This is a genomic window from Paraburkholderia sediminicola (assembly GCF_046027355.1).
GTDB lineage: Bacteria > Pseudomonadota > Gammaproteobacteria > Burkholderiales > Burkholderiaceae > Paraburkholderia > Paraburkholderia sediminicola_B.
In genome coordinates, this window is sequence record NZ_JAQQEK010000003.1 from 250472 (window position 1) to 267535 (window position 17064).

The following is a 17064-nucleotide window of genomic DNA, read 5'->3' on the forward strand; positions in this document are numbered from 1 at the left end:
AGAATTCATCACACAAAGCGTTGTTTATTAGCTTTGTTACTTAGCTTTTATTACATGCTGTTTAATAAAGCTAATCAAGCTATCGTAAACCCCGATTTGAAGATGGCATGGAAACGACGACCCTACTCGCTGGATGGATGTTGGCCAGGAGGCGCTCGACTCCGCGCTACACTCCGTTCGCTGCAACTGCCGGCATTCGCCCAATACGAATCGACCGGCCTTCTGGAATAGAAACCATGCAAACCAAGCAGTCATCTCGTCCGATTTATATGGACTACAGCGCAACGACGCCGGTCGATCCGAGGGTCGTCGCAGCCATGCTTCCGTTCCTGAACGAGAGCTTCGGCAACCCCGCATCCCGCAGCCATGGTTACGGGTGGGAAGCGGACGACGCCGTGGAGACGGCTCGCACCCAGGTTGCCGAGCTTCTAGGAGCGGACGCGCGCGAAATCGTCTGGACCTCCGGTGCGACCGAAGGCAACAATCTGGCGATCAAGGGCGCGGCCAATTTCTATAAGGGAAAGGGCCGCCACATCGTGACGGTGAAAACCGAACACAAAGCGGTACTGGACACGTGTCGCGAGTTGGAACGACAGGGTTTTGAAGTGACCTACCTGGACGTCCAGCAGGACGGCCTGCTGGATTTGGGCACGCTAGAGAATGCGATGCGGCCCGACACGGTTCTCGTGTCGATCATGATGGTCAACAATGAAACGGGCGTCGTGCAGCCCATTGCCGAGATCGGCGCCATGTGCCGCGCCAAAGGCATCGTGTTTCATTGCGACGCCGTGCAGGCGGCAGGCAAGATTGCCATTGATGTGAATGCGCTGAATGTGGACCTTCTGACCGTGACGGCTCATAAGGTGTACGGCCCGAAAGGCGTGGGCGCCCTGTATGTGCGCCGTAAGCCGCGCATCCGGATCGAAGCGCAGATGCACGGCGGCGGCCATGAGCGGGGAATGCGCTCGGGAACGCTGCCCACCCATCAGATCGTCGGCATGGGTAAAGCGTTTCGAATTGCAAAGGAAGAAATGGCGTCCGAGAGCCGCCGCGTCGGGGCCTTGCGCAATCGGCTGCTGGCAGGCTTGAAAGAGCTGAAAGAGGTCTACGTCAACGGCGACATGACGCACCGCATTCCGCACAACCTGAATGTCAGCTTCAATTTCGTGGAAGGCGAATCCTTGATCATGGGCATCAAGGGAGTCGCGGTCTCGTCAGGATCAGCGTGCACGTCGGCTTCGCTGGAGCCGTCGTATGTCTTGCGAGCGCTCGGCCGTAGCGACGAGTTGGCGCACAGCTCGATCCGCTTCACGCTCGGACGGTTCACCACGGAGGAAGAAGTCGACCAGGTGATTCTGCAGGTGCAAAGCACCGTGGAAAAACTGCGCGCGCTGAGTCCGCTTTGGGACATGCATCTCGAAGGGATCGATCTGAGCACGATTCAATGGGCCGCGCATTGAGCGGGCGGCGCGAAGAATCGCGCCGATTCGCTTCTTCACGCCAGACAGCGGTGGGCGAATCGCTAGCGTTTTTCCTGCCGCGCGATCAGGTGCGAAAGGTCGAGCGTGGCGCGATCGCCGTTGGCGACCAGGCGATCCACCACCGAACAGAGCACCTTGAACTCGGTTTTGGTCACGCCTTCGAACAGCACGTCGTTGATGTGCTGCTGCTTCGTGGCAAGCTCCTTCAGCAGCCTGGAACCCGCCGTTGTGACGGTCAATCGCATCTTGCGTTTGTCTTCGGGATGGGACCGTTTGTCGATCAAGCCGAGTTTTTTGAGCTTGCCGGTTTCGATGGTAATGAACGCTCCGCTCAAATGCAGGTGGTCAGCCAACTGGTTGACCGTCACGACATCATCATGCGAAAGCTGGGCGATCGCGATAAGCAACGAATACTGAATTCCCGTGAGGCCGATCAGCGTGCCGAACCCATCCCGAACCGACAGTAAGCGCGCCGCGAATGGCAGCAATCCGTTCACCAGATGCCGAAACTCCGCGTCCGAGCCGTCGACCAGACAGGCTGGGTTTGTTACCGTCAGAACAACCTCCTCTTGATTCTTAGCCATAACCTCTCCACTCCGAGTGCCGCGCGCGCTTTTACCTTTGAAAGGTAATTATACTTCAAAGGTGAGCGCGCCCTGCCCGGAGCGGCCCTCGCGGCTCCTCTCACTTCGATCTGAGGCAGATCTATGAATACTTCCCTCTCGGCCTCGTCCGTCCGGCCACTGCTTGAATGCTACCTTCGGGCCAAGGATATGAATCGGCCGGAGTTGATATCCGAATGCTTCTCGTCTGATGCTGAATTGACTTTTTCGATTGCAACCGACGATATCGATTTTCCCCGTCGCGTGCTCGGCGCCTCTGCAATCGCCAAAACGCTTGTCTCCGACTTCGGCGAACGCTTCGACCGATGCCGGACCTACTATGTGTGCGCGGAACCGCAGGTGGATGAAGGTCGAACCTGCTCGATGCCGTGGCTTGTCGTCATGCGGCAGAAGGAGACCGGGTCGTTGCGGATCGGAAAGGGTATGTATCAGTGGCGCTTCGGAAACGAGATCGGCAAGGCGGATCGGATCGCCCAGCTACACATTCATATCGAACGCATGGACGCCGTCCCCGACCCGCGTGCGGAAAAGTTGAACGCGCTACAAGCGTCCTTGCTCTATCCGTGGCTTCCGCCGGCGGAGCTGCGGGACAGGTTGGCAAGCTTCATCGCTACGTCTTCCGACGGCGAGTTCGCCCTTCCATTCAAACAACCCGCCGCGTTTCATTGAGTAGCTCCATCTATTTGTCGGCGGGTTGGACGCGGACGGCGGAGTCGTATGTGAAACGGGCGTTCGCACGAAACGTGAACTGTTTGAGTGGGCGCTGGCTGGAGATTGAAGATGGGTGCGGGGCTGGCGATAGCCGATCTCACAGTGCCCCGGGTCGGCCCTAAGAGATGCTACAGCCACTTGGGCACGTCGACACGTGCGTAGTTGTGAAGTCGTTCTATCAAGGCGTTTTCGTCAGCATCCACGGATATCGAATGCCGATGCGCCGCCGGCAGGAATTTCGTGTCAACCATATGGTCGATAAACCCCAGAAACGCTGAGAAAAAACCGGCAGTGTTCAATAGACCTACAGGTTTATCGATCTCCGAGAGTTGGTTCATCGTCCATACCTCCATCAGTTCTTCAACGGTGCCGATGCCTCCTGGCAGGGCGATGAATGCATCGGCAAGCTCGACCATTCGTTCTTTTCGGCTACGCAAGGTCTGCACGATTTCGTGGTGAGTCAGACCCGAATGCGACTGCCCACGCTGATGCAGGCTTTCGGTAATCACACCATGTACGTTGCCACCGGCAGCCAAAGCAGCATCGGCGACGACGCCCATCAGACCTTTTGTCGTTCCGCCATAGACGACCGTTATTCCCGCTTTTCCCAAAGCGTCGCCGAGTGCTCGCGCACCGTCAGCGAACTCTGCTGCGGCGCCGTAGTTCGATCCACAAAACACGGCAATGCTTTTGATTGATCGTGTCGGCATATCGCGTGAACTCCCTTATGGTGACGGTCGTCGCCCCGTCGCTTCGAATCCTCAACGTCCCGAGGCCGCCCAACGCGCGATCCGGCTCTGAAGCGCGAGACAGGCAGCCATTCTACGAACCGCATGGTCCGTCAAAAAGGTCCATGAATCGACATATGAACTGATCCATGATTCCGCAAGCTTGCTCACCAGCGTTTTGATTTGCTTCGAATTGTCACTCCGGGTCATCATGGCGTAATCTCTTTCCACTGTTTTTGCAAGGCTGACCAGTCCATATGCCCGTCGCCAAGAGCAGCAGTATCTCGCCGTTGGATTCGACAGCGGCCGCCCCTTTTTATCGACAGATCTATGATCGGTTTCGCGCCGCGATCGCCAGCGGGGTGTTGAAGCCGGGCGATCGAATACCTTCGGCACGTGCGCTGACCAAGGAACTGGGTTTGGCAAGAGGCACTATCGAGGCTGCTTATTCCCTGTTAGCCGCCGAGGGATATATCCAGCCACGTGGCCAGGCGGGAACCATCGTGACGCCAGACCTCAAACCGCGAACGCCGGTTGTCGGTGCGATGTCCCGGCCCGATAGCAGCACTGTCGCGCCCAGTTTTCGTCCGGATTCGATCTGGCCGTTCCAGATGGGCTTGCCCGCCGTCGATGCGTTTCCTCGAAAAATCTGGGCACGCCTGGGCGCGCGATGCATACGTGCCATGCAACCATCGGATATGGTTCATCCGTCTGTATATGGCCTGCCGGAACTGCGTGCCGAGATCGCCGCCTATCTTCAGGTTTCGCGCGGCATCAACTGCTCCCCTTCGCAGATATTCGTGACATCGGGATATCGTCATACCATCGCGTTGATTGCTCATGCGCTGCTGAAGGCAGGAGACCGCGTTTGGCTTGAAAATCCCGGCTATCCACCTACTCGCGAACTGTTGGGGAATATGAATATCACAGCGGTCCCGGTGCCTGTAGACCGGGACGGCATGGTCGTTTCCGACGGACTCAAGCTGGCGCCACGGGCGCGCGCAGCGGTGGTCACGCCTGCACATCAAAGTCCGCTTTGCGTATCTTTGTCGTTGCCCCGGCGTCAGGCGTTGCTGGACTGGGCCACACGGAATAACGCATGGATCATCGAGGACGATTACGACGGCGAGTACCGTTATGTCAGCCGTCCTCTGCCTGCGCTAAAAAGCCTGGACCGTGACGGACGAGTGCTCTATGCGGGCACGTTCAGCAAGGTGCTTCTTCCGAGTATCCGGCTTGCCTATCTTGTCGTGCCGGAAACGCAAGTCGAGAGGTTTGAGCAGATCATTCAGGCTTTTGCGGGTGGCAGCCCGGAACTTACGCAGGCCATCGTCACTGCCTTTATCAAGGAAGGGCATTTCGCACGCCATATTCAACGGATGCGTAAGCTCTATGCCGAGCGTCGGGAAGCGACAGTTGCGGGCCTGGAAAGCGTGCTGGGCAAACACATGCGGATCGATTCGCAACCAGGGGGTATGCACTTGATCTTGCGATTGCAAGGCCGACGCTCAGATCGCCGGTTCGTTGCACGCATGCGGGAAGACGGCCTGTACGCGGAAGCGTTGACGGATTGGACCATGGGCAGTGATGGAGCTTCGGCCTTACTTCTCAGCTTCACGAATATCGACACACAGCGTACCGCCGAAGATCTTGGCAGACGTATTTTGAAGCTGATTTAACGGTGGCGGCAGCCGTCAAGACAGTCAATCATGGCCTGGTGAATAAGACGGTTTATGGTTCTTCTTCCATAGACCAAGATGCATCACGATAGAGTCTCTCAATCATTAAACAAAGGGATTCGTCATGAGCCACCGTATCGACTATGCCAAAGCTTCGCCCGAAGGTTACAAGGCCTTCGGAGGCGTGTACGTCACACTTCAAAAGTCCGGCCTTTCACAAGAACTCGTCGATCTTGTGTATCTACGTGTTTCGCAAATCAATGGCTGCGCATACTGCATCGATATGCATACCCGCGATCTGCTCAAGCTTGGCGTGACGGTCGACAAGCTCGTACTCGTGCCCGTGTGGCGCGATTCGGGTGAAGTCTTCAGTACCCGCGAACGGGTCGCGCTCGCCTGGGCGGAAACCGTGACACGTGTAGCCGAAACCCACGTTCCCGACGCTGACTATGAAGCCGCAGCCGCAGAATTCAGCGAGAAGGAACTCGCGGATCTGACATATGCGATTGGATTGATGAACGCCTTCAATCGATTCGGCATCACGTTCCGTACGCCCCCGGCTGCTGCTTCCAAAGCTTGAGTTCCCCATTAGCGGACGCTTCGCATGGAAACGTCTACTCGGTAGCGTTCGCTTCTTCGAGGAGTGGCCGGGGTTGACGCTTTCCGGCCCACATTTGCATCAGTGGATCGAGCCGGATGTGGCTCCCACTTCGCCGGGCGCAACACCTGGCGAATCAACGAACGGACCTGTCACGCATGTCATGGGCATTACTCAGTATCGCCGGTATTCTCGAGATCGCATTCGCCTTCGGCATGAAGTGGTCTGAAGGCTTCACGCGATTGACACCCGCACTGTTCACGGTCGCCACCGGCCTGTCGAGTGTCTTTCTTCTTTCAATCTCGCTTCGTACGCTGCCAGTGGGGACCGGTTACGCGGTCTGGACCGGCATCGGAGCAGCGGGCACCGCGATACTGGGAATCGTAATGCTGGGCGACTCCGCTGCGCCGATGAGGGTGCTCTGCATTATTCTTATCCTCGCAGGCGTTATCGGACTCAAGTTGGTTTCGGGAAATTAAAGGAGAGTGCCGACGGTCAAGTGGCCACCGGCACATCCCAGCGCTTTGGAAGTCGTTCGTAAATTCGGAAACGGCGATACTTCCTCCGGCCGCCTCGACGGCTTTCTTGAATTCTTCCGCCTCGCCTTGCGCTAACGCCGTTCTGTCGTCCATTACGGCAATACGCTTCGCTGTAGTGACATTGACGGCGCACTTTCCCGCGTTCAGCGCGTCGGGCGGGATGATACCGGATACCGAGCTGAAGCCTTGCTGGCACACGACTCATCACTTCGGCAACAACCCCTTCGCCTGATCGAGCATTTTGTCGACCGCCTTACTGAACCCGCCCGCCTGGTCGTCGCTCTTCTTTTGCGCGGGCGCCTGCGAAGCGGCGACGCAGGCAGCACGCATTTCCGGATGCTCCGTCCAGCACGTGTTAGCCAACTGCTTGGCGCGGTTGATATCCCCATGCTCGCGATACCACGAGACAACGCTGGGCCAAGTCACCGATGTCCGGCCGAAGTACTCGAACTGTTGCAGCAAAAACGCTTCGCCTTGCTTCGGGTCTTTCTGCCCTATACGGTTGGCAAGATTGGTCTGTACCGCCCATGAGCGGTCGCGTGAGCCCAGATTGCGCCGCAGCACTTGCGTCTGCGCATCCGACTGGCCCGACCGCGATAGCGTCATCAGATTCGACAACAGGAACACGGGATAAGCATGGTCGGCTGTGGGGCCGGATGCGATCGTCGTCGCTACTTGCAGCGCTTGCGAGTAGTTGCCTGTCGCCTGTAGATCTTGCATGTCGGAGATGGATTTGTAGTGGGCCAGAATGAGTGGCGTGGAACCGCGCTTGCGGGCGGCGTTCCACGGCTCGATCCGTGGATCGGGTAGTTTATCTCCGAGCATCGGGCGCACGAGTTCGGTCAAGTTGTCTTCGCGAGCGGCTGGATCGCCGTGATTGTCGTGCAAAGTTTCGAGTTGAGCTGAGATCTGGTCGTCGATCACCGCGCGCGCGTCGAAGAGATTCTCCGCGACGCTCGCCTGCGCGCCCGCACGTGCGGACGTGTACTGTGCGACCGCGTCGCGCAGTTCGCCGATGCTGCTGAGCTGGTTTACCGCTTGCGCTGCACTGCCGCCGACGGACGGCGCGAGCGGCTGAGTGCGTGCCTGCGCCGCGGCCTGCTGCCCTGCCTTCTCTCGCCCGGCTTGCAGTTGCTTCTCGCGCAGCTTCTGACGTCTGGTTTTGGCTTCCTGATCGTATGCAATGACGCGTTCAAAGAAAGCCTTGAAGCCGTCCACATAGGAATAGCCACAACGCAGGCTGATCGTCGCACCGAACCGATCTGCCTGTTCCTCGACACTGCGTTGCCAGGCGGGAAACAGCACGCGTGTGCCGAGTGTCTGCACCACTGCGATATTGTCCACGCCGCTCCATGTGTTGGACGTCGGCGACTTGTTCGTCACTGTCCAGGCGAGCGAGACGATGGCAAGCGACGTATCGCCCGCTGTGCGCGCGTCGAAAATCGCGTGATGGTTGAGGTAGATATGGCCGAACTCATGAGAGAGAATCGCAAATATCTCGTCTTCCGATTCGGCTGACTGCAGCCAGCCGACCGAGATGAAGATGTTGCCACCCGCGCTCGAATTCGCGTTGAGTCCGGTCTCGGAGATGATATGCACCGAGCCCGGATAGTTCGGCGTGCCCGCGGTTTTCTTGATCGTCGCGAGCAGGCCATTCAGATACGCCTCCATCTCGGGCATCGGCACGAGGCCCCAGCCGTCGGCTCGCGCGTTCATCAGGTCGAGTTTGATGTCGGGCCAATCGCGAGAAGGCGGCGGCGGAATGGCGCCGACGGTGTCGAGCGTCGGTCCTTTCGATGAACCACCACCGATGTTCAGGTTCGACAGGGCACCTGGCATTTTGACGTCCGCGCATGCGCCGAGTAGAAGGCTTGCGCATGCACCACAGAAGTATCGCCGTCCGGTATGCATGATTATTGGCACCGGTTGGTGGCGGCGCCGAGCGTGCCGGCGGCCTGAACGCCGGCAGACTTACTGCAGCGGGCGGCCTGTGCGTTGCGAACGACCTTGACATCGATGCCCCTCACCCAATAGGGCTTGCCGTCGACTTTCACGGGGTAAAAGCCGCTGACGGAAGCGCCCTGCACGGCAAGCGGCAATGTCGGCGCGTCAATCGCACTGCTCTTTATGTCCGGCGCGCCGTAAAGCTTCACTGTTCCACCTGGTTTCGGCGCGTCGACATAAGTCGGCTCTTGAGCGATGGCCATGCCGCCGCTTGCTGTAGTGAACACTGCGGCCGTTGTTGCGACCACGAAAGCGTATTTGATCCGCTGCCGCGCATCTCGAACTTTTTGCATGATCACTTCTCCTTGCTGTCCGTGATCCAGTTGAACAGGTGTTCGCTCCACTCAAGCCATTCGACTGCGATCGTGCAGGCGAGGACATGCGCAATCAAAAGGAACGGCACATGCAAGTGCGTGCCGAATACGATCATCCCCACGCCAAATGTCACAAGCACAACGCCGCTAGCAACGAACAATAGGATATTGAAAACGGCCGTGAGTACCTTCGCACTCCACCAGTGCCAAGAAAAGCGCTTCTTCCAATGGCTGCGCTCGTGATAGAAACCCTTGAATTCTTGCCGAATCTTTTTCTTGACGGCCGCATAGAGGAAGATCAAGACGAAACCAATGCCACTCAAAAGCAAAAGCTTGCCCCACCTGAGAGCAGGCATGTCGAGATGAGGCTCCCAGGCTTCGATGTTGTCCAGTTTGCCGCGATGACTAAAAAGGTTGTCGAGTGCGGCGGCATGCAGAAACACGCCTGGAATACGGTCGTTCAGCGGCGAGAGGACGAAGTCATTGGAATAATCGAACGATGTGCCGATCATCACAATGCGGTGCCGAAACGCGGCGATGCGCTCCTCACAAGACATCAGTTCGAGCTGACTTGCGTGGATGGTCCGATAGTGCACACAGAGCGGGCGGCTCGTCGAGCGCAAAAAAGCGCGCGCCTCGGCGCGCCACAGGAGCCTTAACTCGCTGTCGCTCGAAGTGCAATACATCTGCTCGTCGTGGTCGCCCTTGTCCGCTCGCACCCAAAACCCACGGCGCGCCTCACTCTCTTCGTCGTCGGATTCAAGCCATCGCAGGCCGTCCGCAGCCGTGTCCAGTGGCCAGGTAACGGACATGAATCGGGGCTCATCGCACTGCGCTTCCAGTCCACCCCTGCCGGAAGCATCTTCGTAAATCGCGAACGCTGCACTCAATGGACAATTGCCTTGCGAAGGATTGCGCCACTTCACCTCCTTGTCCGGGATTCGATTGGTGCCTCCTGTTTGCTCGTTGCTGTGTTCTTCCTTCGCGTAGACGAGCGGATAGGTCCATGCGAGCCGGTCAACCGCATGGGCAGAAAATTCAATGCCGACGCGTTTCACGGCCTTCAACTCCGGGGCCTCGTCCAAGTCGTCATTGGTGGCAAGCCGGTTGTCTTCCGTCCTGCGGGCAGCCAGATATACACTCGTCTCGTGCGATACCAGATCCGCGACCGCTTGCTTGAAGGCGCCGAACGTGTCGTCTTTGGGCTGCGAAAGAATCACGTCAATAAAGACCTTCGCGGGTCGATGCTTGTCGAGAATCCGTAGTAGCCAGGTGTAAAATTTGTAGTGAGCGGGCCAGCCTTTTTCTTGCTGCGTCTTAAGAGCCTCGCGGTCGATTACGAGTACGGTGATGTCCTTGTCATTCCAGACGGCCTCCGTCTCCTCGCTCGCTTGCTCCTGTTCGCGCTTGATTTCGCGTTCGCCTTTGTGGTCGCGTTCACGCTCGCTGCCGATGTCGAACCAATAGCCAGAGAAAGGCGCAGCATACCGCGCCATCGTCTGCGCACCCATTTCCTCCGTAAAGCGGGTTGGCACCAGGAGAGCAAGCAGGAGACCTAACGCAACTGACAAAGCGGCGCGCCCGAGCAAATGCCACCAGCCGATTCCTTCGTGCTTTTCAGGTGCCGGTCCTTGTTTTTCGTTCTGCGTCGCCATTTTCCGGCCTGGAGTCTCAGTGGAACGAAACGACAGAAAGGAGTCTAGAAAATCCTCAGTCTTTGCGTTAGCTTAATTTTCATCGGGTAAACACGAAGCGGGGGAGCCATTGACGAATTTTTTGCGCGATCAGCTTCGTATGAATAAAGACAATCGCGACGCACGCATGCTATTTTTTATCTGGATGACTAAGATTCTGCCACCACTCCGACTTCACCCAGATAAGGTCTTCGCTGGGTAGATCAGCCGATAGTTAGCAATTCGCCGCCACCAGTCTCCCGACTGCCAGCCGAACGCCTGACCCAAGTTTTCGAACGGCGCAGAGCTGGCGGATTACGACTATTCAGTTGCGGTTTGTTGCGCACCGTGGCGATCAAGACGACCAGCGTCTGATCAGGCACACGACAACGAGCGAAATGGAATTGGCGGCGCGCTCCGGTTGCACGAACGCGCGCTGTGACGATCGTCGAATGGCCGTAAGTGGCAACAAATTTTGGGTAGTGGCGCGCGTCGAGCCGATAAACCGACACGGGCCACTTTGAATACCCAGCTTTGCCAGGAGCACTGGGAGTTGAACAAATAGCCAGGCGCTGAGACACACCCTCGGAAGAACTCCTCCATCGAGTTCGACCGAGAGTCACGCGCACCGTCACGGCAACGTAATCGGCACCGGCCGCGTCAGCAGATCAACATAAAGACTAAAAAACTGATTGTTATCGAACTGCGTAACGTACGTAATCTTCTGCGGCGAAGCACCTGCCGCCGGCTGATCGGGATACACCTTCACATGCCCCTGATCTTCACCGCTCGTAGTGTCGATATCCAGGTAAGCACTCTTCGTTTGCGTAGCGTACGTAGGATCAAGGAAATACGCGATCGTCAAAGTATCGAACAAATCAGTATTACTCGCGAACGCACCCGCATTGGCAATCCCATACGCCCTCGTCACCGCAGTCTGCTTGCTCGGATTATTGACGATCTGGTCATACACGCTTTGAGTCAGCGGCACCGTATTCGTCACATCGAGCGGAATCACGGCTTGTGGAATCGACGTCTGCAACACCGTGCGCACAGCGAGCGGATCAAACCACCAGTTGAGTTCTCCCACCGCGTTCGCATTGCCCGGCACCGCCATCGCACCACCCATATAAACGATCCGCTTGATCAGCGGCACGATCTCCGGCGCTTTCATGATCGCGGTGGCAAGGTTGGTGGGCGGCCCGACCTCGAGAACGGTGACCTGGTTCGGATAACGTTTGATGGTCTGGATCATGAAGTCCGCAGCGCTCTGCGACTGCAGTTTCGTCGACACGGCGAACCCATCCGGCGGCGCAACGAGCTGGGACTGCGACGTCGGTTCCGGCCGGCTCCACGCGCCAAAATAGCCTTGCGGATTGGCCGCCTGCTGCGCGCGAATACTCGCCACATCGTATTGCAATGGATAGTCGGCGCCGCCGTACACACCCACGACGTTCTGCACACCCATGCGCTCCACTGCCTTGAGCGCATCCGATTCTTCCTGCAGCAGCCAGTCGTTGCCGGTGACGACGGTGAGTCCGAGCAGATTGACCTTGCCTTGCCCCATCAACTGCGTGGTCATGGCGAAAAGCTGGCCATCGTCGCCCATCGTGTTGAAGTCTGAATCGATAATGACCTTCGGCGCATTGGCGAGAGGATCAGTGGTCGATATGCCGCCTCCGCACGCGGCCAGTCCTAGCGACATCATCAGTATGCCTATGCATTGTGATTTCATGTTTCGTCCATTCGAGAGCGTGATTAACAAGAGAACACCATCGCGAGATGGTGTCGATAAATCAACGTCGAGCCACCGAAAGTGGCAATACGGACCGCCTCATGTCACAACCGGCATCCGTGTCAGGCTGCGCTTTCGACCTCCGCGCGAGTCGGTATCGACGGCTGCGCGCCCGCGCGCGTCACGGAAATCGATGCCGCGCGTTGCGCGAGGCTGATCGCGCCTTCCAGCGGCTGCCGTGAGGCGAGTTGCGCGGCAAAGACACCGATAAAAGTGTCGCCGGCCGCAGTCGTGTCGACCGCTTGCACCTGCGGCGCGGGGAAATGCATGCCCTCGCCGCCCTCGACCAGTAGATAAGCGCCCTGCGCGCCGAGCGTGACGATCACATTGCGCGCGCCGCCCTGTTGCAACTCCGTCGCTGCGCGCCGCGCGCCGCTTTGCGATTCGACCGGCAGGCCGGCCAGAATGGCGGCCTCGACCTCGTTCGGCACAAGGTAGTCGACGAGAGGCAGCCATTCCGCCGGCAACGGCCCAGTTGCCGGCGCGGGGTTCAACACGGTGATCTTGCCCAGCCGCCGAGCCAGCGCGAGCGTCGCGTGAACGGAATCCCACGGCGTTTCCAGTTGGCACACCACGACATCGCAAGCCTTGATGGCCGCTTCATGGCGAGCCACGCTCTCCGGCGTGAGTTCGCCATTGCTGCCGGCAACCACGACAATGGTGTTCTGCCCGTCGTCCGACACCGTCACCATGGCGACACCGGTCGGCTGGCTCGGATGGACCTCGACTCCGCTGCAGTCGATCCCTTCCGTTTCCAGATCCTTGACCCGTTGCGCGCCGTTCGCGTCTTTGCCGACGCAGCCGACCATGGCCACCTGCGCGCCGATGCGCGCGGCGGCGACAGCCTGGTTCCCGCCCTTGCCGCCGGCAACCTGCGAGAACTCATGTCCGCCAATCGTTTCGCCGGGGCGCGGCAAATGCGGCGCACGGGCGACAAGATCCGTATTGATGCTGCCCACTACCAGCACCCGGCCCTGCTTCGTTTCTTTCGACACTTTCATTTTCTCCTGTCGACCAGAGTTGGCGCTTTAGCGCCTTACTCTGGTCCCATGCAAAGCTGTCGACCAGAGTTAGCGCTTTAGCGCTTATTCTGGTCCCATGCAAAGCTGTCGACCGGAGCTAGCGCTTCAGCACTTACTCTGGTCCCATACAAAGTTGCTGACCATCCACGAAATGGTCCAATTATGCGGCGCGACGCCGGCTTCGATAAGTATCCAGCACGACAGCCACGACAATCACGGCTCCCGTAATGATGCGCTTGGTCGGCTCGGTCGCGCCGATCTGCGCGAGACCCGCGGCCAGCACAGAAATGATCAACACGCCGAAGAAGGTGCTCGTCACCGAACCGCGCCCGCCCATCAAACTCGTTCCGCCGATCACCACCGCCGCGATCACCTGCAATTCGATGCCTTGCCCAGCATTCGGGTCCGCAGCCTCGAGCCGCGAGATCTGGAACAGGGAAGCCAGGCCGGCCAACAGACCCATCATCGCGAACACGGCGATTTTGTAGGGCCGCGGATTGACGCCCGCGAGCCGCACCGCTTCCTCATTCGTGCCGATGCCGATCAGATAGCGGCCGAAAACGGTGCGCGTCAACACGAACTGCGCGGCGACCATCACGACAATGGCGATGATGAACGCCGGCGAAATGCCGAACGCGACCGGGTTGGAGAGGAAATCGAAGGCGTCGCCGATATAAGCCGTGCGCGAGTTGGTCAACTGATACGCGAGACCGCGCGCCGCTTCGAGCACGCCGAGCGACACGATGAACGACGGAATCCGCCACGCCACGGTAATCGCGCCGGTCACGCAGCCGGTCAGCGTCGCGCCCGCCATGCCGAGTAAGGCCGCGGGCAGCGCCGGCCAATGCCACTGCAAGGCCGCGACGCTCGTGAGCGCCGCACCGAGCGCCAGCACCGAGCCGACCGACAGATCGATGCCTGCAATGATCAGCACGAACGTCATGCCGATCGACATCACGACGAGATCGGGAATCTGGTTCGCGATCGTGCTGAACGTGTCGTAGGTGAGGAAGTGCGAACTCAACAGCGAGAACAACACGATCATCCCGAGGAGCGCGCCGAGCAATCCAAGGTAGTTCGAAAATCCGAGTCGCGTGCCGAGCGGCTTCGCGTTTTTGGGTGGTTCGTTCTGCAGCGTAGGCAGGCTGGTTTCCACGGTCATGCTCGATACTCCACTAATTTGCTTTCGTCGGGCGCCTTCGCGTCGGGTTCGATCGGCTCGTGCAGCATGTCATCGCGTTTCGCGTAGCCCGCGAATGCCGCAGCCAGCAGCGCGTCCTGAGTCCAGTTGCCGCGCTCGAACAAGCCCGTCATGCGTCCCGCCGACATCACCGCGATCCGGTCGCAAATCGCCATCAATTCGCGCAGATCGCTCGATACCACCACCAGCGCGCGGCCTTCGCGAGCCAGCGCGCCCATCAATGCATAGATGTCGAACTTCGCGCCGACGTCGATGCCGCGCGTCGGTTCGTCGAACAGCAGCACCGTGCAATCGCGCGCGAGCCACCGGCCAATCACCACCTTCTGCTGGTTGCCGCCCGACAACTCCGACACCGGTTGCGACGGCCCGGAACTGCGAATGCGCATGGCGTCGATTTGCCGGTGCGCCAACGCCGCCTCGCGACGGCCGTCCACCACGCCCTTGCTCGACACCGAACGCAAGTGACCCAGGGAGATGTTGGCGGCAATCGGCTGGGTCAGGAGCAGTCCCTCGCCCTTGCGATCTTCGGTGATCAGCGCGATGCCGTTCTTCACGGCGTCCGACGGCGAGGCGATCGTCACGGGCGCGGGTGCGCCGCCTTCACGCCCGACCGACACAGTGCCGGCGTCGGCGCGGTCCGCGCCGTAAATCAGTCGCATCAGCTCCGTGCGGCCGGCGCCGATCAGTCCGCTGATGCCGAAAATCTCGCCGGCCTTGACCTCGAAGGACACGTCGCGCACCACCGGCTCGCGCGTCATGCCGCTGACCTTGAAGGCCACCTCGCCGATGCGCCGCTCACCGAGATCGATCCGGTCGCCGATATCGCGTCCCACCATCAGGGTCACGAGACGGTCGGTGGTGAGATTGACCATCTCGTCGACATGCACGAGCCGGCCGTCGCGCAACACGGCAGCGCGCCTCGCGATCCGCTTCAACTCTTCCAACCGGTGCGAGATGTACACCAGCGCGACGCCGCGCGCCTTCAACCGCTCGACTTGCTCGAACAGCAGATCGACTTCGCGGGCGGTCAGCATCGCGGTGGGTTCGTCGAGAATCAGCACGCGGCAGTCGCCGATCAGATTGCGCGCGATCTCGACCATCTGTTGATGCCCGATGCCGAGCGTGCCGACCAGCGTGTCGGGATCGATCGCGTCGAGGCCGACTTGCGCCATGGCGTGCCGCGCGTCCTCGCGCAGTTTGGCGCGGTCGATCCAGCCGAACATGCCGCGCTGCGGCAAACGGTTCAGAAAAAGGTTCTCGGCCACCGAGAGAGTGGGTAGCAGATTCAGTTCCTGCATGACCATGCGCACGCCGAGCGCCTCGGCGTCCTTGCGGCTGGCCGGCGTGTAGGCCGCGCCGCCGAGGGTCATCGAACCGGTAGTCGGCGTGACGAGGCCGCCGATGATCTTGGACAAGGTGCTCTTGCCCGCGCCGTTTTCGCCGGTCAGCGCCAGCACTTCGCCCGCGCGCAATTCCAGCGAGACATCGGCGAGCACGGGCTCGGCATAGGTCTTGCCGATACCGTGAACGCGCAGCACGGGCGCTGCGTCAGCAAGGGATGAAATGGGAGTGGACATCAGAGTGATCAGGCTGGACGTAAATCAGGCGCGTGGCCCCTGGACGGAGCGGGCCACGCGTTGCACCAATCTTACTTGGTGACCAGATCGACCGGCGTTTCGACGACGCCGGACAATTCAGACTGCTTCTTATGTTCGGAGATCGCCTTCAGAGCCGTGTCGATGCCGAACACCGCCTGCTTGGCGGCGTATTGATTGGCGGTGGCGAGTACGCGGCCGTCCTTGAGCATCGGCTTGATTGCGTTGATGTCGTCATAGCCGACGACCTGCACCTTGCCCGCCTTGCCGGCCGCGCGCACGGCCGACACAGCGCCGATCGCCATGTTGTCGTTGCCGCACAGCAATGCCTTCACGTCCGGGTTCGCGTTGAGGATCTGGCTCGCCACGGCGTTGCCCTTGTCGATTTCCCACTCGCCCGATTGCAACGCGACGACCTTCATGCCGCCCGACGCCATGGCCTGCTTGAAGCCGGCGGTGCGTTGCTGCGCGTTGGTCGTGGTCGTGACACCTTCGATAATGCCGACGTTGTCGCCCGACTTCAGGTGCTTGGCCAGGTAGTCGCCAACCTTCTGCGCGCCCTTGGCGTTATCCGGCCCGACGAACGGGATATTAAGGTCTTTCGACTTGAGGACGTCGTTGTCCAGCTTGTTGTCGATGTTGACCACGATGATGCCGGCATCGACCGCCTTCTTCAGAACCGGCACCAGCGCCTTCGAGTCAGCCGGCGCGATCACCAGCGCGTCGACCTTCGAGACGATCATCTGCTCGACGATGCGGATCTGATTCGCGGTGTCCGTCTCGTCCTTGATGCCGTTGGTGACCAGGTCGAATTTCGCCGGATTCTGCTTCTGATAATCCTTGGCGCCCGTTTCCATGGTCAGGAAGAACTCGTTTGCCAGCGACTTCATGACAAGCGCGACTTTCGGTTTATGGGCGGCCTGGGCGAATGCCGCGGGCATCGGCAAAATCGACACGGCAAGGAAGGCTGCGCCGGCTGCGATGGCGCGACGCCGCGCCGGTAGGAAATGGCGAATCATTGATGTCTCCGTATCGCTCGTTCGGTCTACTGAGAGCCGTTGAGTCGTGTGATGGGTAGGAACGCCGCACTTGCCACCACTT

Annotated in this window: 15 protein-coding genes; 5 read left to right on the plus strand and 10 right to left on the minus strand. The window is 59.5% G+C overall.

Translation table 11 applies throughout. From position 1 onward, the window contains the following. Positions 1–236: 236 nt before the first annotated feature. On the plus strand, positions 237–1460 hold the full coding sequence (locus tag PQR42_RS07015; RefSeq protein WP_408383323.1) for an IscS subfamily cysteine desulfurase: 1224 nt from the start codon (positions 237–239) through the stop codon (positions 1458–1460). Between the two features lie 62 nt (positions 1461–1522). On the opposite strand, the gene PQR42_RS07020 is transcribed toward PQR42_RS07015, so the two are convergent. Beyond that, complete coding sequence (locus PQR42_RS07020; RefSeq protein WP_408204782.1) at positions 1523–2065, minus strand: MarR family winged helix-turn-helix transcriptional regulator; 543 nt, start codon at positions 2063–2065, stop codon at positions 1523–1525. A 123-nt stretch (positions 2066–2188) separates the two neighbouring features. On the opposite strand from PQR42_RS07020, the gene PQR42_RS07025 reads away from it, so the two are divergent. Beyond that, a complete protein-coding gene (locus tag PQR42_RS07025; protein ID WP_408383321.1) occupies positions 2189–2773 on the plus strand; it encodes a hypothetical protein in 585 nt (194 codons plus the stop codon). A gap of 170 nt (positions 2774–2943) precedes the next feature. On the opposite strand, the gene PQR42_RS07030 is transcribed toward PQR42_RS07025, so the two are convergent. Beyond that, positions 2944–3525, minus strand: a complete 582-nt coding sequence (locus tag PQR42_RS07030; RefSeq protein ID WP_408204560.1) for an LOG family protein — start codon at positions 3523–3525, stop codon at positions 2944–2946. A 275-nt stretch (positions 3526–3800) separates the two neighbouring features. Here PQR42_RS07030 and pdxR point away from each other — a divergent pair, with 275 nt between their 5' ends. The 3 genes from pdxR to PQR42_RS07045 all read left to right on the plus strand — a co-directional run bounded on the left by pdxR (position 3801) and on the right by PQR42_RS07045 (position 6299). Next, positions 3801–5222 carry a MocR-like pyridoxine biosynthesis transcription factor PdxR gene (pdxR, locus tag PQR42_RS07035; protein WP_408204559.1) on the plus strand — a complete coding sequence of 474 codons (1422 nt, stop codon included), beginning with the start codon at positions 3801–3803 and terminating at the stop codon, positions 5220–5222. 124 nt (positions 5223–5346) lie between these two features. After that, a complete protein-coding gene (locus PQR42_RS07040) occupies positions 5347–5802 on the plus strand; it encodes a carboxymuconolactone decarboxylase family protein (protein ID WP_408383319.1) in 456 nt (151 codons plus the stop codon). A gap of 176 nt (positions 5803–5978) precedes the next feature. Further along, the gene (locus PQR42_RS07045) at positions 5979–6299 is read left to right on the plus strand and encodes a DMT family transporter (protein ID WP_408383317.1); all 321 of its coding nucleotides are present in this window, start codon (positions 5979–5981) and stop codon (positions 6297–6299) included. 264 nt (positions 6300–6563) lie between these two features. Here PQR42_RS07045 and PQR42_RS07050 read toward each other — a convergent pair whose 3' ends face one another. The 8 genes from PQR42_RS07050 to PQR42_RS07085 all read right to left on the minus strand — a co-directional run bounded on the left by PQR42_RS07050 (position 6564) and on the right by PQR42_RS07085 (position 16982). After that, positions 6564–8198, minus strand: a complete 1635-nt coding sequence (locus PQR42_RS07050) for a M48 family metalloprotease (RefSeq protein ID WP_408383315.1) — start codon at positions 8196–8198, stop codon at positions 6564–6566. Between the two features lie 74 nt (positions 8199–8272). Next, the gene (locus PQR42_RS07055) at positions 8273–8656 is read right to left on the minus strand and encodes a hypothetical protein (RefSeq protein ID WP_408383664.1); all 384 of its coding nucleotides are present in this window, start codon (positions 8654–8656) and stop codon (positions 8273–8275) included. Positions 8657–8658: 2 nt separating this feature from the next. Further along, positions 8659–10332 carry a CHASE2 domain-containing protein gene (locus PQR42_RS07060; protein WP_408383313.1) on the minus strand — a complete coding sequence of 558 codons (1674 nt, stop codon included), beginning with the start codon at positions 10330–10332 and terminating at the stop codon, positions 8659–8661. Positions 10333–10981: 649 nt separating this feature from the next. Next, positions 10982–12085: a nucleoside hydrolase gene (locus PQR42_RS07065; protein ID WP_408383311.1), complete on the minus strand. Its 1104-nt coding sequence runs from the start codon at positions 12083–12085 to the stop codon at positions 10982–10984. Positions 12086–12207: 122 nt separating this feature from the next. Further along, complete coding sequence (rbsK, locus tag PQR42_RS07070; RefSeq protein WP_408383662.1) at positions 12208–13140, minus strand: ribokinase; 933 nt, start codon at positions 13138–13140, stop codon at positions 12208–12210. Between the two features lie 187 nt (positions 13141–13327). Next, a complete protein-coding gene (locus tag PQR42_RS07075; RefSeq protein ID WP_408383309.1) occupies positions 13328–14329 on the minus strand; it encodes an ABC transporter permease in 1002 nt (333 codons plus the stop codon). Next, positions 14326–15945 (minus strand): sugar ABC transporter ATP-binding protein, encoded by a 1620-nt coding sequence (locus PQR42_RS07080; protein ID WP_408383307.1) that lies wholly within the window; start codon positions 15943–15945, stop codon positions 14326–14328. Before PQR42_RS07080 ends, PQR42_RS07075 begins: the two co-directional genes overlap by 4 nt. 71 nt (positions 15946–16016) lie before the next feature. Next, positions 16017–16982 (minus strand): sugar ABC transporter substrate-binding protein, encoded by a 966-nt coding sequence (locus tag PQR42_RS07085; RefSeq protein ID WP_408204550.1) that lies wholly within the window; start codon positions 16980–16982, stop codon positions 16017–16019. Between the last annotated feature and the right edge of the window lie 82 nt (positions 16983–17064).